This window comes from Burkholderia ubonensis subsp. mesacidophila, from assembly GCF_002097715.1.
Taxonomy (GTDB): Bacteria; Pseudomonadota; Gammaproteobacteria; order Burkholderiales; family Burkholderiaceae; genus Burkholderia; species Burkholderia mesacidophila.
Genome location: NZ_CP020737.1, coordinates 3503550 through 3524670 on the forward strand (window position 1 = coordinate 3503550; position 21121 = coordinate 3524670).

Annotated in this window: 22 protein-coding genes; 6 read left to right on the top strand and 16 right to left on the bottom strand. The window is 69.1% G+C overall.

From position 1 onward, the window contains the following. Positions 1-9: 9 nt before the first annotated feature. The 3 genes from B7P44_RS16490 to B7P44_RS16500 form a co-directional block, all read right to left on the bottom strand. Entirely contained in the window at positions 10-351 is a 342-nt protein-coding gene (locus tag B7P44_RS16490) for a zinc ribbon domain-containing protein YjdM (RefSeq protein WP_084905916.1), read from the bottom strand. A 125-nt stretch (positions 352-476) separates the two neighbouring features. Then, entirely contained in the window at positions 477-1004 is a 528-nt protein-coding gene (locus B7P44_RS16495) for a chromate transporter (RefSeq protein ID WP_084905918.1), read from the bottom strand. Further along, the gene (locus B7P44_RS16500; RefSeq protein ID WP_084905919.1) at positions 1001-1663 is read right to left on the bottom strand and encodes a chromate transporter; all 663 of its coding nucleotides are present in this window, start codon (positions 1661-1663) and stop codon (positions 1001-1003) included. The genes B7P44_RS16495 and B7P44_RS16500 overlap by 4 nt, the downstream gene beginning before the upstream one ends. Before the next feature lie 96 nt (positions 1664-1759). On the opposite strand from B7P44_RS16500, the gene B7P44_RS16505 reads away from it, so the two are divergent. Continuing rightward, positions 1760-2647 carry a transcriptional regulator GcvA gene (locus B7P44_RS16505; protein WP_084905921.1) on the top strand — a complete coding sequence of 296 codons (888 nt, stop codon included), beginning with the start codon at positions 1760-1762 and terminating at the stop codon, positions 2645-2647. Between the two features lie 87 nt (positions 2648-2734). On the opposite strand, the gene B7P44_RS16510 is transcribed toward B7P44_RS16505, so the two are convergent. Next, positions 2735-4042, bottom strand: a complete 1308-nt coding sequence (locus B7P44_RS16510) for a solute carrier family 23 protein (RefSeq protein ID WP_084905923.1) — start codon at positions 4040-4042, stop codon at positions 2735-2737. A 399-nt stretch (positions 4043-4441) separates the two neighbouring features. On the opposite strand from B7P44_RS16510, the gene B7P44_RS16515 reads away from it, so the two are divergent. Then, positions 4442-5110 carry an HAD family hydrolase gene (locus tag B7P44_RS16515; protein WP_084905924.1) on the top strand — a complete coding sequence of 223 codons (669 nt, stop codon included), beginning with the start codon at positions 4442-4444 and terminating at the stop codon, positions 5108-5110. A 61-nt stretch (positions 5111-5171) separates the two neighbouring features. On the opposite strand, the gene flgL is transcribed toward B7P44_RS16515, so the two are convergent. The 12 genes from flgL to flgB all read right to left on the bottom strand — a co-directional run bounded on the left by flgL (position 5172) and on the right by flgB (position 17044). Continuing rightward, on the bottom strand, positions 5172-6413 hold the full coding sequence (gene flgL, locus B7P44_RS16520; RefSeq protein ID WP_084905926.1) for a flagellar hook-associated protein FlgL: 1242 nt from the start codon (positions 6411-6413) through the stop codon (positions 5172-5174). A gap of 22 nt (positions 6414-6435) precedes the next feature. Next, positions 6436-8427, bottom strand: a complete 1992-nt coding sequence (flgK, locus tag B7P44_RS16525) for a flagellar hook-associated protein FlgK (RefSeq protein ID WP_084905928.1) — start codon at positions 8425-8427, stop codon at positions 6436-6438. Between the two features lie 141 nt (positions 8428-8568). Continuing rightward, positions 8569-9324, bottom strand: coding sequence for a flagellar brake protein (locus tag B7P44_RS16530; RefSeq protein ID WP_084905929.1), 756 nt, complete (start codon positions 9322-9324; stop codon positions 8569-8571). Between the two features lie 221 nt (positions 9325-9545). Further along, positions 9546-10541, bottom strand: coding sequence for a flagellar assembly peptidoglycan hydrolase FlgJ (gene flgJ / locus B7P44_RS16535; protein ID WP_084905932.1), 996 nt, complete (start codon positions 10539-10541; stop codon positions 9546-9548). Next, entirely contained in the window at positions 10542-11741 is a 1200-nt protein-coding gene (locus B7P44_RS16540; RefSeq protein WP_084905934.1) for a flagellar basal body P-ring protein FlgI, read from the bottom strand. Next, positions 11735-12424 (bottom strand): flagellar basal body L-ring protein FlgH, encoded by a 690-nt coding sequence (gene flgH / locus B7P44_RS16545; protein WP_084905936.1) that lies wholly within the window; start codon positions 12422-12424, stop codon positions 11735-11737. Before flgH ends, B7P44_RS16540 begins: the two co-directional genes overlap by 7 nt. Before the next feature lie 21 nt (positions 12425-12445). Beyond that, positions 12446-13234, bottom strand: a complete 789-nt coding sequence (gene flgG / locus B7P44_RS16550; protein ID WP_059760151.1) for a flagellar basal-body rod protein FlgG — start codon at positions 13232-13234, stop codon at positions 12446-12448. Between the two features lie 28 nt (positions 13235-13262). After that, positions 13263-14021 (bottom strand): flagellar basal-body rod protein FlgF, encoded by a 759-nt coding sequence (gene flgF / locus B7P44_RS16555; RefSeq protein WP_084905938.1) that lies wholly within the window; start codon positions 14019-14021, stop codon positions 13263-13265. Positions 14022-14041: 20 nt separating this feature from the next. Next, entirely contained in the window at positions 14042-15283 is a 1242-nt protein-coding gene (gene flgE, locus B7P44_RS16560; protein ID WP_084905940.1) for a flagellar hook protein FlgE, read from the bottom strand. 27 nt (positions 15284-15310) lie between these two features. Then, positions 15311-16072, bottom strand: coding sequence for a flagellar hook assembly protein FlgD (locus tag B7P44_RS16565; protein WP_084905942.1), 762 nt, complete (start codon positions 16070-16072; stop codon positions 15311-15313). Between the two features lie 38 nt (positions 16073-16110). Further along, positions 16111-16536 (bottom strand): flagellar basal body rod protein FlgC, encoded by a 426-nt coding sequence (gene flgC / locus B7P44_RS16570; protein ID WP_010090425.1) that lies wholly within the window; start codon positions 16534-16536, stop codon positions 16111-16113. A 31-nt stretch (positions 16537-16567) separates the two neighbouring features. Then, positions 16568-17044: a flagellar basal body rod protein FlgB gene (flgB, locus tag B7P44_RS16575; protein ID WP_084905944.1), complete on the bottom strand. Its 477-nt coding sequence runs from the start codon at positions 17042-17044 to the stop codon at positions 16568-16570. Positions 17045-17248: 204 nt separating this feature from the next. Between flgB and flgA the strand changes: the two genes are divergently transcribed. From flgA to B7P44_RS16595, 4 genes are all read left to right on the top strand, one after another. Beyond that, on the top strand, positions 17249-18607 hold the full coding sequence (gene flgA, locus B7P44_RS16580) for a flagellar basal body P-ring formation chaperone FlgA (RefSeq protein ID WP_084905945.1): 1359 nt from the start codon (positions 17249-17251) through the stop codon (positions 18605-18607). A 104-nt stretch (positions 18608-18711) separates the two neighbouring features. Further along, entirely contained in the window at positions 18712-19050 is a 339-nt protein-coding gene (flgM, locus tag B7P44_RS16585; protein WP_084905947.1) for a flagellar biosynthesis anti-sigma factor FlgM, read from the top strand. Positions 19051-19126: 76 nt separating this feature from the next. Then, positions 19127-19567, top strand: coding sequence for a flagella synthesis protein FlgN (locus B7P44_RS16590; RefSeq protein WP_084906752.1), 441 nt, complete (start codon positions 19127-19129; stop codon positions 19565-19567). 155 nt (positions 19568-19722) lie between these two features. Continuing rightward, complete coding sequence (locus B7P44_RS16595) at positions 19723-21069, top strand: SGNH/GDSL hydrolase family protein (protein WP_084905949.1); 1347 nt, start codon at positions 19723-19725, stop codon at positions 21067-21069. Positions 21070-21121 lie beyond the last annotated feature (52 nt).

The window sequence follows — 21121 nt, forward strand, 5'->3', positions numbered from 1 at the left end:
CAGGGAAGCTCAATTCTTCTTCAGGTAGCAGGCCTTGAGCATCACGCTCATCCCGTCGACCTTGCAGTCGACCTCGTGATCGCCGTCGACGAGGCGGATGCTCTTCACCTTCGTGCCCATCTTCAGCGTGACCGACGAGCCCTTCAGCTTCAGGTCCTTGATCAGCACGACCGAGTCGCCGTCGGCCAGCACGTTGCCGTTCGCGTCGCGCACGACGCGCGCCGCGTCGTCATCGGCCGCCGCCGGTGCGGCGCTCGACCACTCGTGGCCGCAGTCCGGGCAAATATACTGCTCGCCGTCGGGGTAGGTGTTCTCCATCGCGCATTGCGGACAGGCGGGAATCGTCGACATGATGCTGGGTCCTGCTGATTGAAAGCCGGCAGTATACCGGCCCGCTGCACCGCACCACCCCGCCGCATCTCAACGCGCGACCGAATGACACCCTCAGGCCGGCCGCTCCTGCGCGGCGGCGGCGCTCACTGCCCGAAGCCGGTCAGCCCGATCAGCGCGCCGGCCGCGAGCAGCCACAGCGGATGGATGCGCGTGCGGTATGCGAGCACCGCGCACGCGGCGGTGATGCCCCACTGCACGGCCGTGTGGTTCGACGCGTCGGCGATCAGCACCGCGCTCGCGACGACGAGCCCCGCCGTGACGGGCACCATGCCCTGCTGCACGTAGCGCCGCCACGGCCGGTTGCGGAAGCGCTCCCATGCGTGCAGCGCGAGCACCGTGACCACCGACGACGGCCCGAACTTCGCGAGCGTCGCGACGAGCAGTCCCGACCAGCCGGCCACGTGCCAGCCGACGAGCGACACGATCATCATGTTCGGCCCCGGCGCCGCCTGCGCGAGCGCGAACAGCGCGGTGAACTCGTGCGCGCTCATCCAGTGGTGCACGTCGACGACCTGCCGCTGCATCTCCGGCAGGATCGTATTGCCGCCGCCGAACGCGAGCAGCGACAGTTGCGTGAAGAGGGTCGCGAGCGCGATCAGCGTGTCGTTCATCGCGCGCCTCCGTCGTGCGGGCCGCGCTGCTGCGCGTCGCGCGGCGCGCCCGCGCCCGGCGGCGCGCCGTGCGCGGCCGGCGCCGCGGCCGATGCGGCGCCGCGTCGCGCGGCGAGCCACACGCTGAGCGGCGTCAGCACCAGCATCGTCGTGAGCAGCGGGATGCGCAGCACCGCGATCGCGACGAACGCCAACGCCGCGATGCCCGCCGCCGCGCGCGCATGCCGCAGCGGCTTCGCGACCTTCACCGCCATCGCCGTGAGCAGGCCGGCCGCGGCGGCCGACAAGCCGGCGAACAGGTGCCGGACGGCCGGATCGTGCTCGGTTTTCGCATACAGCACGCCGAGCGAGACGACCACGAGCGTCGGCCCCGCGATCAGCCCGAGAATGCCGGCGAACGCGCCCGGCACGCCGCGAAAGCGCATCCCGACCGCAACCGACAGGTTGATCACGTTGCCGCCGGGCAGGAACTGGCACAGGCCGAGCAGATCGGTGAATTCGTCGGCGGACAGCCATTTGCGCTCCTCGACGATCGTGCGGCGCGCGAACGGCAGCGCGCCGCCGAACGACATGAGGCCGAGCGACAGGAAACCGGTGAACAGCTCGGCGACGCCGACGTCGCGCGGCGCGTGGGCGGGCGGCGGGGAAACGGATTGCATGGGAGTCCTCGATAAACGACAGGTCGAGGTTACCGCCGTCCGGCGCACCCGCAAAACGATTTTATCGGCGCTCGCTTGTGATCTAGAATCACAAGCATGGCACGCGATCTCCCGCCCTTTTCCGCGCTTCGGGCCTTTGAAGCCGCGGCACGACACGAAAGCTTCAGCGCCGCCGGCGACGAGCTGCATGTGACTCATGGTGCCATCAGCCGGCAGATCGCCGGGTTCGAGGCGTGGCTCGGCAGGCCGGTGTTCCACCGGATCGGCAAGCGCGTGAAGCTCACCGACGAAGGCCGCCAGTACCTGGATACCGTGCGCGCCGCGTTCGACAGCATCGCGCTCGCGACCGAGCGGCTGCGGCGCACCGGCGCCGCGCGCGTGCTGCGCATCAACGCGCTGCCGACCTTCGCGATGAAATGGCTGCTGCCGCGCCTGTCGCGCTTCCAGCGCGACGTGCCGAACGTGGAGCTGAAGCTGTCGACGTCGAATGCGCCGCTCGACATGCTCGACGGCTTCGACGTCGCGATTCGCCGAGGCCCGGGCCACTGGCCGAACTGCGCGAGCGGCCGCTTTCTCGACGAAAGCGTGATCCCGGTCTGCAGCCCGGCGCTGGCGAAGCGCCTGCCGATCGCGCGCGTCGACGACCTGTCGCGGCACGTGCTGCTGCATTCGGATACGCGCCCGGAAGGCTGGCGCGACTGGTTCGCGGCCGCCGGCGCGACGATGAAGGGCCGCAAGCGGCAATCGTTCGACCACTTCTACCTGGCGCTGCAGGCGGCGGTCGACGGGCTCGGCGTCGCGCTCGGCCCGCTGCCGCTGATCGACGACGAGCTTGCGAGCGGCCGGCTCGTGATGCCGCTTGACGGCCCGCGCATCGCGACGCGCAGCTACTGGTGGATCACGCCGCGCGAGCACGCGGACGAGCCGGTCGTCGCGCAGTTCTGCGCGTGGCTCGAAGCGCAGGCGAACGCCGCCGGCGCGTGATGTGTGATGTGGAGTGAAGCAGCGCGGGCGGCATCGCGCCGCCCGCGCCGTGATCCGTCCCCGTCCATGACAGGCTGGCGCCCGGCGTCAGACCACCGGGCCCGGTTCCTTTTCCTTGCGCAGGATTGCGTAGAGGAGGATCGCGCCGAACGTCGCGGTGCCGATCCCGCCGAGCGCGAAGCCGCCGAACTTCAGCGAGAAGTCGCCCGCGCCGAGCACCAGCGTGACGGCCGCGACGATCAGGTTGCGGTTGTCGGAGAAATCGACCTTGTTGACGACCCAGATGCGCGCGCCCGTCACCGCGATCAGCCCGAACACGACGATCGACACGCCGCCGAGCACCGGGCCCGGAATCGTCTGGATCACCGCGCCGAACTTCGGCGAGAAGCCGAGCACGATCGCGATCAGCGCGGCGACGACGAACACGAGCGTCGAGTAGATGCGCGTAACGGCCATCACGCCGATGTTCTCCGCGTAGGTGGTCACGCCCGTGCCGCCGACGCTGCCCGACACGATCGTCGCGAGCCCGTCGCCGATGAACGCGCGGCCGATGTAGCGGTCGAGGTTCTGGCCCGTCATCGCGCTCACGGCCTTGATGTGGCCGAGGTTCTCCGCGACGAGGATCACCGCGATCGGCGCGAGCATCAGCACCGCGTGCGGATCGAACACCGGCGCGTGGAAGGTCGGGATGCCGAACCATGCGGCATGCGCGACGATCGAGAAGTCGATCGGCTTGCCGAGGCCCATCCCGTTGGTCGCGACCGCGTAGATCGCGTACGCGATCACGAGCCCGACGAGAATCAAGAGACGCTGCATCATCCCGCGCGCGAACACCGCGACGCCGCCGACCGACAGCACGGTGACGAGCGCCATCGCCGAATCGAACTGCGACGCGGACACGCCCTTGACCGCGATCGGCGCGAGATTCAGGCCGATCACCGCGACGATCGCGCCCGTGACGACGGGCGGCATCAGCGCCTCGATCCAGCGCGTGCCGACCGCCGACACGATCGCGCCGAGCGCGACATACACGACGCCGCACGCGATGATGCCGCCGAGCGCGACCGGGATGTTCGGGTTCGGGCCGCTGCCGCCGTAGCCCGTCACCGCGATCACGAGGCCGATGAACGCGAAGCTCGAGCCGAGGTAGCTCGGCACCCGGCCGCCGACCAGCGCGAAGAACAGCAGCGTGCCGACGCCGGACATGAAGATGCACAGGTTCGGATCGAAGCCCATCAGGAGCGGCGCGAGCACGGTCGAGCCGAACATCGCGACGACGTGCTGCACGCCCATCGCGATCATCTGCGGCCACGACAGGCGTTCGTCGAGGCCGACGACGCGCGCGGCCGCGCCGGGCGGTTGCACCCGCCAGCGCGGGAAATAGGAATCGGACATCGGGACACGCTCCTGTCTTGTCGGTCGCCGGCTGCGAGGGATGCGCCGGTCTGGAATCTGGCGCGAAGTGTACGGAGCGGGGGTGGTGCTGGCAAGCGGCCGGACGATCGACCTGCCGCCGCAGAATCTGACTCGTCCCATTCACGGCGGCGGCCGGGTTCCCTAAAGTAGCAGCACTGCCGTGCACCAGGCGCGGCAGTGTTCTGCACTCTCCGTTGGCCGTTCGCGCTCCCCGCCCGAACGGCTTTTTTTTGGTTCATCGCGAATGTGCGGAGAACGCAACGCCGGCCTGCCGCTTTCGGCCCCGCCGATCACCGAAATTCCTCAGTAGAATGGCCGCTGCCCTGAACTTCGGGCCTGCGTTTTCCCGCCCTCCCACCCTTTATGTGCTGGTGATCGATGAAAGCTGAACGCCTACTTGTCCTGGATATCGACGGCACGCTGACGGACTCGGTCGCCATGCACCAGTCCGCGTTCCTGGCGGCGATGCTGGCCCTGAAGCTGCCGGCCCTCGACACTGACTGGGGGCGCTATCCGCACCACACCGACACGGGCATCCTCGCGCACGCGCTATCGTCCAACGGCTGGCGCCCGATGAGCGCATCGGCCGTTGCGACCTTCGAGCAGGAGGTGGATCGTCATTTCGTCGACGCGCTGTCCCGCCAAGAACTCAGGGAAATTCGCGGCGCCGGCGCGTTCGTGCGGGAGGCGATGGCGTCGGGGTGGGGAATTGTCTTTGCGACGGGCGGGGTGAGGCGCGTCAGCGAGCGGAAGCTGCGGGCCGTCGGCATTCCGTTCGACGACGCGCTGCTGGTGACCGCGTCGGAATACCCTTCACGGACAGATCTTGTCGCGGCCGCCGTCGAGCGCGCCCGGCGGCACTATCGCGTCGACTCGGCCTGCCGCACCGTTTCGGTCGGCGACGGGCGCTGGGACCTCGACGTGGCCCGGCATCTCGGCCTTGAATTCGTCGGCGTCGGCACGCCGCCCAAGGCGGACGTCCTGACCGCGCGCGGCGCCTTGGTCTTTCCGGATCTCGAGGAAGCCCGCCCGTTCCTGTCCAGCTAAGGCCGGACGGCGCGCCGCGCGACGTGAGCATGCGCTCACATCGCGTCCGGCGCAGGCTGCATCACGGGTTGATGTACTGGAACAGCGACAGGTTCTGCATTTGCACGAAGGCCTTCTGCGCGCCGGTCAGCGCGTTCTGCAGCTGCGTGAACTGGCTGATCGTCGAGACCATGTTGGTGCTCGTCAGGTCCGCGAGATTGCTGGAAACCTGCAGCGAGTTGGTCTGCGTGACCGTCTGCATCGCCTTGATTTCCTGCTCGCGGCCGCCGACGTCCGCCTGGATCGTCGTGACGTTGCTCATCGTGTTGCTGAGCTTCGTCGCGCCGGCCGTCATCGCGTTCTTGAGCGTCGCCATGGCTACCGGGTTGTTGACGGAAGGCGTATTCAGCGCGGCGACGATCGAATCGAGCGTCGAGAACACGTCGGCGCCGCCGGGGGCCTGCGGCGCGGGCGACACCGTGAATGAATCGGTGTTCGCGGGCGCGCCGGACACCGCGACCGTCATGCCGCCGCCGAGTGAAATCGCCGCGCCGGCCGTGTACGGCTGCGCGGGCGTCGTCGACGTCGGGCCGATCGTGTTGTCGGTCACCGTGTAGGTCGGCGCGGCGGCGGTGCCGCCGAACTGGATCGTGAACTGGTGGTTGTTGGTCGCGGCCGACGGGCTCGTCACGGTGACAGGGCTGATCGTGCCCGTGCCGGTGTTCGACGCACTCCCGGCCGGCACCGGCTGGCTGCCGAACGTCGGCACCGACATGAACACGGACGCGCCGTTGTCGCCCTGCGACAGGGTGCGGGAATCGGCAATCTGCACGTTGCGCGTGCCCGTGTCCCCGACGTAGCTCACACCGCCGCCCGCCTTGTTCGTGAACGGCTGGCTGCCGTTCTTGAACCCGGCGAACAGGTAGTTGCCCGCGCCGTCGTTCGAGTTCGCGATCGTCATCAGCTGGTCGCGCGCGCTCTGGATCTGCGTCGCGAGCGCCGCGCGGTTGGTGTCGGACAGCGAACCGTCGCCTGCGCGCACCAACGTCGACTGGATGCTGGTCAGCACGGTGTTGACGCTCGACAGCGCCGAGTCCTCGGCCTGCAGCGACGCCAGCGCCGCATTCTGGTTGGTCGTGTACTGCGACAGCGTCGCCGACGTCATCGACAGCTGCACGGCCTGTGCGGCGCCGACCGGGTTGTCCCCCGGCGTCGTCAGGCTCACGCCGCTCGACAGCTGCTGGTACAGCTGCGCGAGCTGTGCCTGCTGGTCGTTCATCGTGGCGACGTTCAGCTGGAAAAACTGGGCGCTGGAAATTCGCATCGCTTGAATCCTCGAAATCCGGTCAGTTGAACAGGCCGAGCACGGTCTGGAACAGCGTCGACGCCGTCTGGATCACTTTCGCGTTCGCCTGGTAGAGCTGCTGGTACTGCATCAGGTTGGCCGCTTCCTCGTTCTGGTTCACGCCCGACACCTCCTGCTGCGCCTTCGTGATCTGGCCGACGAGCGCGGTCTGCGCGGCGCTCGACGACTTCAGCTGGCTCGCGGTGTTGCCGATCCCGTTCACATAGTTCGCGTACGCGCCGGTCAGCGTTGTCGTGCCGTTGCCGAGCGTCTTCGCGGTCACGATCTGCGAGAGCGCGAGTGCGTTGTTGCCGTCACTGGTGCCGCCCGAGTACGGGGCGATCTTGAAGGTGTCACCGGTGCTCGGCGTGCCCGACAGCGTAATCGTCACGCCGTTGATCGCGCCCGCCGCGGCGCCCGTCATCGTCATCGTCGCGCCCGTCGCCGGGGTGTACGGCACCGTCGTCGCCGGGCCGGCGATCGGCACCGTGGTCGGCGGCGTGGTCGCGATCGTCACCGTCGTGCCGGCAGGGAAGCCGGACAGCGTGTTGGTCGTCGCGTCGTAAGTCAGCGTCGTGCCGCCGGCCGGAACCTGGTAGCCCGCGGTCACCGCGCCTTGCGTGATCTTGCCGGTGCCCGTGTTGGTCCCCGACGCCGACACGGCGACCGGCGACGCCGCCGCGATCGCCGCGCCGTTCGTGGTCGCGAGCGAGAACCCACCGAGCGCGCCGCGCGTCGGCAGCACCGTGAACGAATCGCCCGCGTTCATCGTGCCGGATACGGAGAAGTTCAGCCCGCCGATCGAAATCGGCATCGTCGCCGACGTGGCCGTGCCGACCACCGAGCCGGTCGCGCGGTCGGTCAGCGCGTACTTGTTGGCGCCCTGGTACGACAGCGTGTAGTCGCTCGTCGTCGGCTGCGAGGGGTTCGCGAACGACACGTTGAGCGTCGCGCCACCCGTGTTCGCCTGGTTCGCGAACACGGTCGGGCTGCCGGTCGAGAACAGGTTGCCGCCGGGATTGCCCGACAGGTCGACGCCGAGCGCGTTCTGCGCGTTGACCTGCGCGGCGAAGCTGGTCGCGACCGCGCCGAGCTGCGCCTGCGCGGGGTCGAGGGTCTGGCGGCGGAAAGAGAGCAGGCCGCCGAGCGTGCCGCCCGACAGCGACGTATCCGGCAGCGACTGGTTCTGGCCCGGCGGGTTCGCGCCGGCGATCCCCTGCGACACGACGGACAGCTCGCTCGGGTCCGACGGCGACGTGACCGCGGCGAGCGTGTAGCTCTTGTCGGCGACGACGAGCGGCTGGCCGCCCGCGAGGAACACGCTGTAGCCCTGGTCGTTGCGCACGACCTGGATGCCCGCGAGGCTCGACAGGTTCGACACCGCCTGGTCGCGCTGGTCCAGCAGCTGGTTCGGCGGCTGCCCCTGGCTGCCCGCCGTCGCGATCTGCTGGTTCAGCTGCGCGATCTGCGTCGTATACGTATTGATCTGCGCGACGGTGCCGGACAGCTGCGTGTTCACGCTCTGGCGCAGCGCGTCGTATTGCGCGCCGGCCGCCTTCAGCTGGTCGGCCAGCGTCTGCGCGTTGCTGATCGCAGTCTGCCGCACCGACGTGTCGGCCGCCTTGTTCGCGACGTTCTGCAACCCGGTGAAGTAGTTGGTGATCGCGGTCGAGATCCCGCCCGTCGGGCTGCCGACGAAGTTGTTCAGCTGCGCGACCAGCGTATTCCAGGTCGACAGCGAACCGCCCTGGGTCTGCGCGCTGTTCAGCTGGTCGTTCAGGTACTGGCTGTACTGGCGCTGGACGGTGACGGTGTTCACGCCCTGCGGCAGGTAGCCGCTGCCGGTGTACTGGCCGCTCGCCTCCGCGTAGACCGGGCGCTCGATCGTGTAGCCGGGCGTCGCCGCGTTGGCGATGTTGTTGCTGGTCGTCGTCAGGCCCCAGATGGCGGAGTTGAGGCCGCTGATACCGAGGTTCATCAGTGTGTTGGACATGCGCGATCCTGAAGGGTCGGCCGCGCTGCGGCCGCCGGGTTGCGTGACTCCCGGTATAACGGCCGCGGATCGAAAAAATTGAGGGGAAAATGCGGGCCGCCGCGCGCAATGGCAGCGGGCGGCCGGGGGGTGATGCAGACGTCAGGCGCGCGCGAGCTGGCGGCGCTTCATCTCGAGCTGGGTGATCAGGCGCTGCAGCGTGTTCTCGGCACTGCCCGGCAACGACATGAAGCGGAAGCCGAGCTGGTAGCGCCGCGTGCCGTTCGGCACCTCGGTCGAGCGCTGCGACACGAGCTGCAGGTCGAGCGACAGCTTGCCGTGCCCGTTCAGCTCCAGCTCGACGTCGGGCAGCACCGTGCCGAGCTCGAGCGCCGCGACGCGCTCGTCGGCCGTGCGCAGGCCGACCCCGCCGAGCGACAGGTTGTGCACTTCGAACAGGAAGCTCTCGCCGTCCGGCAGCTTGCCGCGGCACAGGTACGGATCGATGATCGGCGCGTCGACCCGGAAATATTCGCGCCGCTGGATGCAGTACAGCACGTCCGGGAAGTCGGCCTCGAACGCGGGCAGCCCTTCGTAGCGGGTCTCGCGCGGCGCGCTGGTGCCGAACTCGACGCGCACGCCTTCCGGCGAGGCCGAGAACGTGCAGTGCGACGCGGCGAGAATGCCGTCGTTCTGTTCGGCGAGCGCGCCCCAGTCGAACGTGAAGGTGCGTGCGCCGACGTCGACCTCGAGCAGCCGGGTGACGAGCTGGCCGCCCGGGTACTGGACGGTCAGGAAATCGCCGCGGTTCACGAGGTTGCGCAGCTGCACGCCGATTTCCAGCGGATTGCGGCGGGCGTAGTCGGGCCCGGAGTGCCCCGCGTCCTGGCTCGGGTCCGTCGACAGTTCGATATTCATGGCTTGCCGGTCTTTCTTGTCATGAGCGCCCGGGAACCGGTGCGCAAAAAACCGGGCCAGATCGTCGGCCCGGTCGCAGGTCTCTCACACTTAGCGGCAGTGCTGCCCGAAAGTTTAGATCGATTTTCCGATTTTTTTCGCGCAAACGTTCAAACCGCGCGCGGCGAGGCCGGGCGCGGTCCGAAAGAAGGAGCGCAACAGGATAGACGAAAGCGGCCTGGTCAGCCGATCTGCTGCATGATCGAGATGAGCTTCTTCGCGTAGTTCGGGTCGGTCGCGTAGCCGGCCTTCTGCATCCCGTGCGCGAAGCCCTCGACGCTGCGGCTCGCGCTCAGCACGCCCGCGTAGCGCGGATTGTTCTTCAGCAGGTTCGCGTAGTCGGTCATCGCGTGCTCGTAGGAGTCGTACGCGCGGAACTTCGCGACGACGCGGCGCGGCTCGCCGTTCACGTATTCGGTCGTCAGCGCCGACACCGTGCGGCCGGTCCAGCCCTTGGTCGCCTTGATGCCGAACACGTTGTAGCTCGTCGAGCCGTCGGCCGCGCGGATCTCGCGCTTGCCCCAGCCCGATTCGAGCGCGGCCTGGCCGACGATGAAGCGCGCCGGCACGCCGGTCGTCGCGCTCGCCGCCTGCGCCGGGCCGGCGAGCCGGTCGACGAATGCGTCGGCGTCGGGCGAGCCGCCCGCGCCCTTCACCGGCGGCGTCAGCGCGCTGCCCGCGGAATAGCCGCGCCCGCTCGCCAGCGCGCCGTTGTTGCCGGCCGCGCTCGCGTAGGCGCGCGCCATCGCGTTCATCGCGGCCATGCCGCCCTCGTTGCCGGCGATCCCCGAGCCGGCCATCCCGAGCCCGTCCGCGCCGGCGTCGGCCGCGCCGCCCGCCCCGCCCGCGCCGAGGTTCGCGTTGCGCATCAGCTGCTTCATCAGCGCGTCGGCCACGCCGATCCCGCGCGACGACATGTGCTGCGCGAGCTGCTGGTCGAGCATCGACGTGTACATCTTCGACGTGCTCGAGTCGAACAGGCCGCCGTCGGGCGTCGCGTCGCGCATGCTCTTCAGCATCATCTGCGTGAACATCGCGTCGAACTGGCCCGCGACGAGCTTCACGCCCGCCTGCGGCGACTGCTTGACCTGCGCGCGCAGCGCGTCGAAGCCCTGCACGTCGAGCGCGAAGCGCTGCGACAGGTCGTTCGCGTTGGAGAGATTCGCGGAATTCGCCATTTAGATGATCTCCAGGTCGGCCCGCAATGAACCTGCGGCCTTCATCGCCTGCAGGATCGACATCAGGTCCGCGGGCGTCGCGCCGAGCGAGTTGAGCGCCTTCACGACGTCGGCGAGGTTCGCGCCCGCCGTCACCATCTTCAGCGCGCCGTTGTCCTGCTTCAGCTGGATCTGCGACTGCTGCGCGGCCACCGTCTGCCCGTTCGAGAACGGCCCCGGCTGCGACACGACCGGCTGCGTGTTGACGACCACCGACAGGTTGCCGTGCGCGACCGCGCAGCTCTGCAGCGTGACCATCTGGTTCATCACGATCGAGCCCGTGCGCGCGTTCAGGATCACCTTCGCGGCGGCCTTGTCCGGACTCACGTCGAGGTTCTGCAGGCGCGCCATGAACGCGACCTGCTGCGCCGAATCGGCCGGCGCCGCGAGCTGGATCGTGCGGCCGTCGAGCGCGGTCGCGGTGTTCGGCCCGAAGCTGCCGTTGATCGCCGACACGATGCGCTGCGCGGTGCCGTAGTCCATGTCGTTCAGCTGCAGCTGCAGCATCCCGTTCATCTGCGCGACCGCGTTCGGCACCGAGCGCTCGACGATCGCGCCGCCGGCGATGCGGCCCGACGCGAGCTGGTTCACCTGCACGCGGCTGCCGTTCGCGCTCGCGCCCGCGCCGCCGACCGCCATGTTGCCCTGCGCGAGCGCGTACACCTGCCCGTCCGCGCCCTTGAGCGGCGTGAGCAGCAGCGTGCCGCCGCGCAGGCTCTTCGCGTTGCCGAGCGACGACACGGTGACGTCGACCGCCTCGCCCGGCCGCGCGAACGGCGGCAGCGTCGCGGTGACCATCACCGCCGCGACGTTCTTCAGCTGCATGTTCGACAGCGACGAGCCGCCGCCGTTGGCCGAGCCGTTGTTGAGCGAGATGCCGAGGTTCGCGAGCATGTTCGCGAGCGTCTGCGTCGTGAACGGCGTCTGCATCGTCTGGTCGCCGGTGCCGTCGAGGCCGACGACGAGGCCATAGCCGATCAGCGGGTTGTCGCGCACGCCCTGGATCTGCGCGAGGTCCTTCAGGCGCTCGGCGTGCGCGGCCGCCGGTACGAGGGCGAGCGCGCAGCACGCGGCGAGCGCGCAGCGCACGGCGGCCAGGCGATTCGAGCGGACGAGATGGCGCATCACGCGCGCGAGCAAGGTACGCATCGTCATCACCACGGCGAAATGTTGAGGAAGAAGCGCTGCAGCCAGCCCATCGTCTCGGCTTCGTTGATGTAGCCCTTCGCCGAGTATTCGATCTTCGCGTCGGCGACCTGCGTCGAGAGGACCGAGTTCGCGCCGGAGATCGTGTTCGGGTTCACGACGCCCGAGAAGCGCACGAACTCGTTGCCCTGGTTGATCAGCATCTGCTTCTCGCCGCTGACGATCAGGTTGCCGTTCGGCAGCACGTTGGTCACGGTGACCGTGATCGTGCCGTTGAACGTGTTCGCCGCGCTCGCGCCGCCCGTCGCGTTGAACTTGTTGGCGCCCGTCGCCGACAGGTTCGCCTTGCTGAACAGCCCGCCGAGGAAGCCGGCGGTCGGCACGTCGAAGTTGGTGTTGCCCGCGCGGTTGGTGTTCGCGCCGGACGACTTCGTCGCGTTGATGTTCTCCGCGATCACGATCGTCAGGATGTCGCCGACGTTGCGCGGGCGCTGATCCTCGAACAGCGGCCGGCCCGCGTAGCCCGGGTTGTAGATCGAGCCGGGCGCCTGCATCGACGGCGGAATCGGCGGCTGCGCCGACATCGGCTGCTGGATGATCGGCTCGCGCGGAATCTGCGCGCAGCCCGCGAGCGCCGCCGCCGCGAGCACGCAGGCGGCGCGGGCGGTGACGAACGGGAAGGGACGAACCTGCTTCATTGCGGCGACGAGTGATTCCGGTTAGCTCTTCATCTGCGTGACGTTCTGCAGCATCTGGTCGGAAGTCGTCACGGCCTTGCTGTTGATCTCGTACGCGCGCTGCGTCTGGATCATGTTGACGAGCTCCTGCACGACGTTCACGTTCGACGCTTCGACATAGCCCTGGTTGAGCGAGCCCGCGCCGTTCAGGCCCGGCTGCGATACGTTCGGCGCGCCCGACGACGTGGTCTCGGCGAACAGGTTCTCGCCCTTCGCCTCGAGGCCGGCCGGGTTGATGAAGGTCGCGATCTGGATCGAGCCGATCTGCACCGCGTTGTTCGAGCCCGCCTGCTTGACCGACACCACGCCGTCCTTGCCGATCGTCAGCGCGGTCGCGTTCTGCGGCACGGTGATCGCCGGCAGGACCTGGTAGCCGCTCGCCGTGACGAGCTGGCCCTGCGCGTTGGTCTGGAACGAGCCGTCGCGCGTGTACGCGTTCGTGCCGTCCGGCATCAGCACCTGGAAGAAGCCCGCGCCATCGATCGCGAGGTCCTTCGAGTTGCCGGTCTGCTGCAGGCTGCCCTGCGTGTACAGGCGCTCGGTCGCGACCTGCTGCACGCCGGTGCCGAGCTGCAGGCCCGACGGCAGCTCGGTCTGCTGCGTCGAGTTCGCGCCGGGCTGGCGGATCGTCTGGTACAGCAGGTCCTCGAATACCGCGCGCGAGCCCTTGTAGCCGTTGGTGCTGACGTTCGCGAGGTTGTTCGAGATCACGTCCATCTGCGCCTGCTGCGCATTCATGCCGGTAGCGGCGATGTAGAGCGAACGGTTCACTTTGAATTGACTCCTTCGTTGGCTGGCGTCAGCTGAAATTGAGCAGCTGGTTCGCCGACTGCTCGTTCTGGTCGGCAGTCTGGATCATCTTCGACTGCAGCTGGAAGGCGCGCGCGTTGTCGATCATCGCGACCATCGCGTTCACCGGGTTGACGTTGCTGCCTTCGAGCGAATTCGGCACGACGACGACGTTCGGGTCGGCGTCCGCCGGGTTGCCGTCGGCGGTGCGGAACAGGCCGTCGTTGCCGCGCGTGATCGTCGCCGGATCGGGATTGACGAGCTTCATCTGGTCGATCATCGCGACCGCGGTCGGCGGATCGCCCGGCATCAGCGCGGACACCGTGCCGTCCTTGCCGATCGTCACCTCGGCATTCGGCGGCACCGAGATCGGGCCGCCGTTGCCGACCACCGGCAGGTTGTTCGCGTTGACGAGCTGGCCGTCCTGGTTGACGTGCAGGTTGCCGTCGCGCGTATAGGCCTCGCTGCCGTCGGCCAGCTGCACGGACAGCCAGCCGGCGCCCTGCACCGCGACGTCGAGCGGATTGCCGGTGCGCGAGATCGGCCCCGGCGCGAAGTCCGCGCCGGGCGTCGACGACAGCACGTAGGTGCGGGTCGTCGTCGGGTCGATCGCGCTGCCGTCGCCGAAGTTCATCGGCACCGCGCGATAGGTCGCGAGCTGCGCGCGAAAGCCGGTCGTCGACGCGTTCGCCAGATTGTTCGCGACGATCGCCTGCTGGTCGAGCGCCTGCGAAGCGCCCGTCATCGCCGTGTATATCAGTCGGTCCATGGCTGCCGATTATCCGCGCGTCAGAGGTTGATGACCGCCTGGTCGACGGCCTGCTGCGTCTTGATCGTCTGCGCGTTCGCCTGGTAGTTGCGCTGCGCGGTGATCAGGTTGACGAGCTGGGCCGTCAGGTCGACGTTCGAGTTTTCCAGCGCGCTGCCCTGCAGCACGCCGTGGTTCGTGCTGCCCGGCGCGGAGATCTGCGGCACCCCCGACACGGAGCTCTCGGCGTACTGGTTGCCGCCGAGGTTCGTGAGGCCGTTCGGGTTGTTGAAGTTCGCGAGCGCGATCAGGCCGAGCGTCTGCGTCTGGCCGTTCGAGTAGTTGCCGGTCAGCTTGCCGTCGGCGCCGATCGTGAAGGTCGACAGCGTGCCGCTCGCGAAGCCGTCCTGCGCGAGGTTGGTCACGCCGTCCTTGCCGCCGTACTGGGTCGTGCCGGTCAGGTCGAGCGTCAGGTTCTGCGGCGTCGTGGAGCCGTCGCTGGTCGTGATCGAGAACGGGAACTTGCCGAGCGACGGGGTCCCCACGCCGCCCGGGGTGGTCGTGCTCATGATCTGGCCCGTCGGGCTGAACGTCACCTTGCCGAGGTCGGTCGTCGGCTGGCCCTGCACGTGCGCGTACGCTTCCCACTGGCCGGCCGTCGCGCTCTTCACGAAATACATGTCGACCTGCTGCGTGCCGCCGAGCGTGTCGTACACCTGGATCGACGTCGAGTAGTTGTACGTCGTGTTGTCCGTCGGGCTGAACGGCGTCGTGGCCGGCACCGTGTCCTGCGAGTTCAGGTTGAACTGGCCGGTGATCTTGGTCGACGCGGTCGGCGCGAGGTTGGCGGTCGGCGCCTGCAGCGGCACGGTCGCCGCGGTGTTGATCACGCCGCCCGCGGCTGCGGCATAGCCCATCAGGTTGCGGCCCTGCGAATCGACGATGAAGCCGTTCTTGTCACGCTGGAACGTGCCGTCGCGCGAATACGTGACCACGCCGTTGTTCGACATCTGGAAGAAGCCGTTGCCGTTGATCGCGACGTCGAGCGCGTTGCTCGTCGTGTTGATCGTGCCCTGGCCGAATTGCTGCTGCACCGACGCGATCCGCGTGCCGATGCCGATCTGGGTGTTGACCGACGTCGCGACCGAGTTCGCGTACATGTCGGAGAACTGCGCGGTGCTCGACTTGAAGCCGACCGTGTTCGCGTTCGCGATGTTGTTGCCGATCACGTCGAGCGCGTTCGATGCACCCGAGAGGCCGCTCAAACCTTGTTGATAACCCATTCCGGTCTCCGTTTCCTGAAAGCTGAATCAGTTGGTGGTGGTCGTGCTGGTCGACGTGGACGACGACGACGCGCTCGGGAAGATCGACGCGACCTGGGTGAGCCCCACCGTCGTGCCGTTCGACAGCACGAGCCCCGCCGTGCCGTCCGCCTGCTTGATCACGCTGCGGACCTGCGCGGTCGACAGCGCTGTCGCGGTATAGGTCTTGCCGTCGCTGCCGACGTACTGCGCGTTGATCGTGTACTTGCCGTCCGGCAGCGTGTTGCCCGCCGCGTCGGTCGGCGTCCAGTTGAACGGCACGGTGCCGGCCGACTGCTTGCCCGCGTTGATCGAGTTGACGACGACGCCCGCATCGTTCTTCACGGTGATGGTCAGGTTCGACACGTCGTTCGGCAGCTGCACGCCGAACGGCGACGCCGCGCCGCCCTTCACCGCGACGCCGTTGCCCGGCGCGAGCACGTTCGAGCCGATCAGGAGCGCCGCCTGGGTCTGCTGGCCGGCCGTGAGCTGCGACGACAGCGAAGTCAGCGACGTGTTGAGCTGCGCGATGCCGCTCACCGTGTTGATCTGCGCGAGCTGCGAGGTCATCTGCGAGCTGTCGACCGGGCTGGTCGGATCCTGGTTCTTCAACTGCGTGACGAGCAGCTTCAGGAACGTCGTCTGCAGGTCGCTCGCCGACGTGGTCGACAAGGTGCCGGTGGTCGACACCTTGTTCGTGTTCATCGTGTCGGTCGGCAGCGTCGACGTGCTCGTGCCGTTGCCGCCGATCGTGGTGGAGGAGGATGCCATTCGGTCGTGCCTTCTGTCTGGTGAGAGGGGAAACGCGCTCAGGTGCCGATCGTCAGCGTCTTCAGCATCAGCTGCTTCGCGGTGTTCAGCGTCTCGACGTTGGCCTGGTACGAGCGCGACGCGGAAATCATGTTCACCATTTCCTGCACCGGGTCGACGTTCGGCATCTGCACGTAGCCGTTCGCGTCGGCGGCCGGGTTCGCCGGATCGTAGGTCGACTTCATCGGCGACGGATCGTCGATCACCTTCGCCACGCGCACGCCGCCGACGCCCTGACCGGACGCGGTGCGCGCGCGGCCTTGCGGATCGGCCGCGAACACGACCTGCTTCGCCTTGTACGGCTTGCCGTCGGGGCCGGTCGCGCTGTCGGCGTTCGCGATGTTCGACGCGGTGACGTTCAGGCGCTGCGACTGCGCGGACAGCGCCGAGCCGGCAACGCCGAAGATGTTCATCAACGAGGGCATGGAGACTCCTTATGCTCGATGCGGGTTGCGGTCACGAGTTCGACGTGATCGCGGCGATCATCGCCTTGATCTGCTGGGTCATCACGGTCATCCCGCTTTCGTAGTGCAGCGCGTTGTTCGCGAACTGCACGCGCTCGACGTCGAGCTCGACCGTGTTGCCGTCGAGCGCCGGTTGCGTCGGCTGGCGGTATTGCGGCCGGCCGTAGTCGTCGGTCGGGATCAGCTTCGCGTTGCCGGCCATGTGGCCCTGCGCCGTCGACGCCATCGTCATCCCGCTCGTCACGCCGGCCGGCTGCGCGAGCGGCAGCTGCGCGGCGTTGCTCGGCGCGACGCCGCCGTTTACCTGTTTCAGCGAGCGGGCGAGCGTCGACGAGAAATCGACGTCGCGCGCCTGGTAGCCGGGCGTGTCCGCGTTTGCGATGTTCGACGACAGCAGTTCCTGCCGATAGGCGCGCACGTCGAGTGCCTGGCGGCCGAACGCGAATTCGGCATCGAGTCTGTCCAGCATGTGTGCGTCTCTCCGTTTGAAGCGCTGCACCGCTCTTTCGCCGCACGGCGGCCAAAGAGGCTTTTTTCCATGACACGCATGGTAGGCGGCGGGCGCAACGGGCAATCGGACGAATAACGCGGCAAAGCCCCCCTCTATTCATCGTTTGCGCGGCGGCCCCGCTCCCTAGAATGCCAATCGGATCAACGGATCGAGGACACGACGATGACCGGCAGCGCTCTTCGCAGCGTCAACGGGCAACGGCCACACGCGCGGCTGGCGTTCGCGCTCGCCGCCGCGCTGTGGGCGTGCGCCACGACCGCGCTGGCCGCGGACGACGGGATGATCGTGATTCCCGGCCGCGGCGAGTCGGCCGAGACCGCGCTCGCGAACGCGAATGCGGCCAACGCCGGGCGCCCGGCGGGGAACCTGAACCCGGGCGGGACGCCGGGGGCGAACGCCGCGGAAACGGCCGGCGCGCTGCCGGCAGTGAACCCGGCGGCAAGCCCGGCGGCGATCGCGGGGGGCATGGCCGCCGGCACCCCCGGTATGCCCGGACTGCCCGCCGGCACGCCGGCTTACGCGCCGCGCACCGTGGCAGCCGTGCCCCCGACCACCGTTCCGGCGGCGCCGGCCGCGCGCCCGCAGGCGCCGCTCCCGGCGCCCGCCCCCGCCCGCCTGGCCGCGCCGATGCCGGCCGGCAACCCCAACACCGCTTACGGCGCGGCACGCCCGGCTCAGCCGGCCGTCGCGGCTGCCGATCCGGGCCGGATCGCCACGGTCGTCGCGGGCGAGCCCGCCGCGGTGATGCGCCCCGCGCTCGCGCCGCGCCAACCGGCCTGGCGCGCCAACGTGGCCGCCGCCGCGCCGGCCTCGCGCACCGGCCCCGCCGCCGGCCCCGCCGCCGGGGCCGCCGCCGCAGCCGCCGCAGCCGCCGCAGCCGCCGTCTCGACGCCGCCCGGCCAGCAGGACCCCGACACGATCCGGCGCACCGCGCTCGCGTTCCTCCAGCAGCAGATCGCCGGCCTGCCCGGCAAGCCGGCGGCGAGCGTCGCGCCCTCCTTTCCGCGCGGGCTCGCCGCGTGCACGACGCTCGAGCCGTTCCTGCCGACCGGCGCGCGCCTGTGGGGCCGCACGACGGTCGGCGTGCGCTGCGCGGGCGAGCGGCCGTGGACCGTCTACCTGCAGGCGAAGGTCACCGTGCAGGCCACCTATTACGCGGCCGCGCGGCAGATCGCGCCGGGCGAGGTGCTCACCGCGGCCGACCTCATCGCGCGCGACGGCGACCTGACCCTGCTGCCGCTCGCGGTCATCACCGATCCGTCGCAGGCGGTCGGCTCGACCGCGCTCGCGCGCGTCGCCGCGGGGTTGCCGCTGCGGCAGGACATGCTGAAGAGCGCGGCGTCGGTGACAGCCGGCCAGACCGTGCGGGTCGTCGCGGCCGGGCCGGGTTTCACGATCTCGGGCGAAGGCAGCGCGCTCGCCAACGCGGCGCCCGGCCAGTCGGTGCGGGTGCGGATGGCGGCCGGGCAGATCGTCACGGCGATCGTCAAGGACGCCGGCACGGTGGAGATTCCGCTCTGACCGAGACAAGATTCTGATTCCTCGGAGGTTTGCGTCGCCCACGAGGTGCTAAAGTTTGGCCCCGCCTTGCCGTTATCTGGGTCAAACCGCACAGGAATGCCATCGTGAAAATCGATTCGACGCCTACCCCGAATACCCGCGCGCCTGCCACTTCCGGCAACGGCGCAGCTCGTCCGCAGGACGACGCGCCCGCCGCGGCCGGCCCGCAAGCGGGCGCCGCAGGCACGGCCGGCGGCGACGCGACCGTCAACCTGTCGGGCCTGTCCGGGCAGTTGCGCACGCTGTCGGCGTCCGGCAACGCCGACATCGACACGGGCCTCGTCCAGTCGATCAAGGACGCGCTGAGCAACGGCACGCTGACGATCGACGCGAGCAAGATTGCCGACGGCGTACTGAATACCGCCCGCGAGCTGCTGAAGCAGCAGCGTCCGCAGGGCGCCTGATCCGGCCCGCAAGGCCGGTCCAACCGGTTTGCCGGCGCGCGGCCCGTCCGCGCGCCGGCCTGAAGAGCGAATGGCGATGAGAGACGAGCTGCTGGCCACGGTCAACGACGAACACGCGACGGTCGAAGCGTTCGCGTCGCTGCTCGCCTATGAGGAAAAGGCGCTGACGACGCCCGAGCCGCTCGAGATGCTGCCCGGGATCATCGAGAAGAAAAGCGAGCTGATCGACCGGCTCGCGCAGCTCGAGCGCACCCGCGACACCCAGCTGTCCGCGCTCGGCTTTCCCGGCGGCAAGAAAGGGATGGACCAGGCCGCCGAGCACGACGCGCGCCTGTCCGGCAGCTGGCAATTGCTGCAGCATGCCGCCGATCGCGCCCGCCGCGCGAACGCGAACAACGGCATGCTGATCCGCATTCGGATGGACTACAACGAGCGCGCGCTCGCGGTGCTGCGCGACGCGCCCGCGCGGGTCGGCTTCTACGGCCCCGACGGTCGCGTGTCGACGCTGGTGCGCTGACCGGCCGGCGGCGGCCCGCGCCGCCGAGTTTCACCGCAGTTCAACGCAGTTCACGTTTCAACAGACCGGGCTCGAACCCGGCGCCCACGGTCCCCTCCAATACACGGCAGCGCAGCCGCGCGGCCGTCCAATCACAACAATCAGAAGAGGGCCTCATGCAACGTTTCCGTATTCCCCTGTCACACCGCATCGCCGCCGTCGCGGCGCTGGGCGCCACGCTGACGCTCGCTCCCGCGCACGCCGCCGGCCCCGCGCCGCTGCCCACGCCGACCGGCGACATGTCGCTGTCGCCGGCCGGCCCCGACGTCACGCCGCCGGCCGCCTCGACCGGGTCCGTCGTGACGCCGCGCACCGCGCGGCGCGGCTCCGACACCTACACCTACCTGCGCTGCTGGTACCGCATCGACGCGGACCCGCTGAAGCCGGCCGCGACCTACGAATGGGCGCGCGACCCCGCCGGCGGCGACTGGTATCGCGTGCCGGGCTACTGGTGGGCGGACGGCGTCACGCAGTGGAAGAACATGTTCTACAGCACGACGCCGCAGGACACGCTGGCCGACGTGTGCCGCAAGACGCTGGCCGCGAAAGGCATCAAGTCCGACCTCACGCAGGCGGTCGCGGCCAACAATGCGCTGTCGTTCAACTACACGGTGTGGACCATCGATTCCGCGCAGCAGGACGCGCGCGTCAACAAGCTGATCGTGTTCGGCGACAGCCTGTCGGACACCCAGAACATGTTCAACGCGAGCCAGTGGAAGCTGCCGAACGGCACGAGCTGGCATGCGGGGCGCTTCAGCAACGGCCCGGTGTGGGCCGAATACCTCGCGAACACGCTGCGGCTGCCGTTCTACAACTGGGCGATCGGCGGCGCGGCGACCGACCAGCACCTCGTCGTGCCGGGCCTCGTGCAGCAGATCGACTCGTGGCGCGAATACATGGAGCGCGCGCCGGACTACCGGCCCGGCAACACGCTGTTCGCGGTGTTCGCGGGCGGCAACGATCTCGTGAACTACGGGCGCTCGCCCGAGCAGGCGGCCAATGCGGTGCGCGACAGCCTTGACCGGCTCGCCGCGGCCGGCGCGACGCGGATCATGCTCGTCACGCTGCCGGACGTGTCGCGCGCGCCGGTGTTCGCGACCCGCACCGACACCGCAAGCGTCGCCGCGCAGGTGAAGGACTACAACAAGCGCCTCGCCGACGCGGCCGCCGCGCTGCGCGCCCGCTACGGCGCGACGCTGCGGCTCGAGGTGTTCGACGCGTACGCGCTGTTCGACGACCTGCTGAGCCACCCGGCCAAATACGGCTTCGACGAGGCGAAGCGCTCGTGCCTCGACATTCCGAAACCGTCGTCGTTCACCTACATGGCCGCGCAGACGCCGCGCGCGGACTGCCGCGATCCGGCGCGCTTCGTGTTCTGGGACACGCTGCACCCGACGACGCGCACGCACGCGTGGCTCGCCGAGCAGGTCGCGCCGTTCGTGCGCGCACGCCTGATGAACTGATCGACGCAAACGGCGGGCCGCGCGCGGCCCGCCGCCGTCATCCGCGTCACCG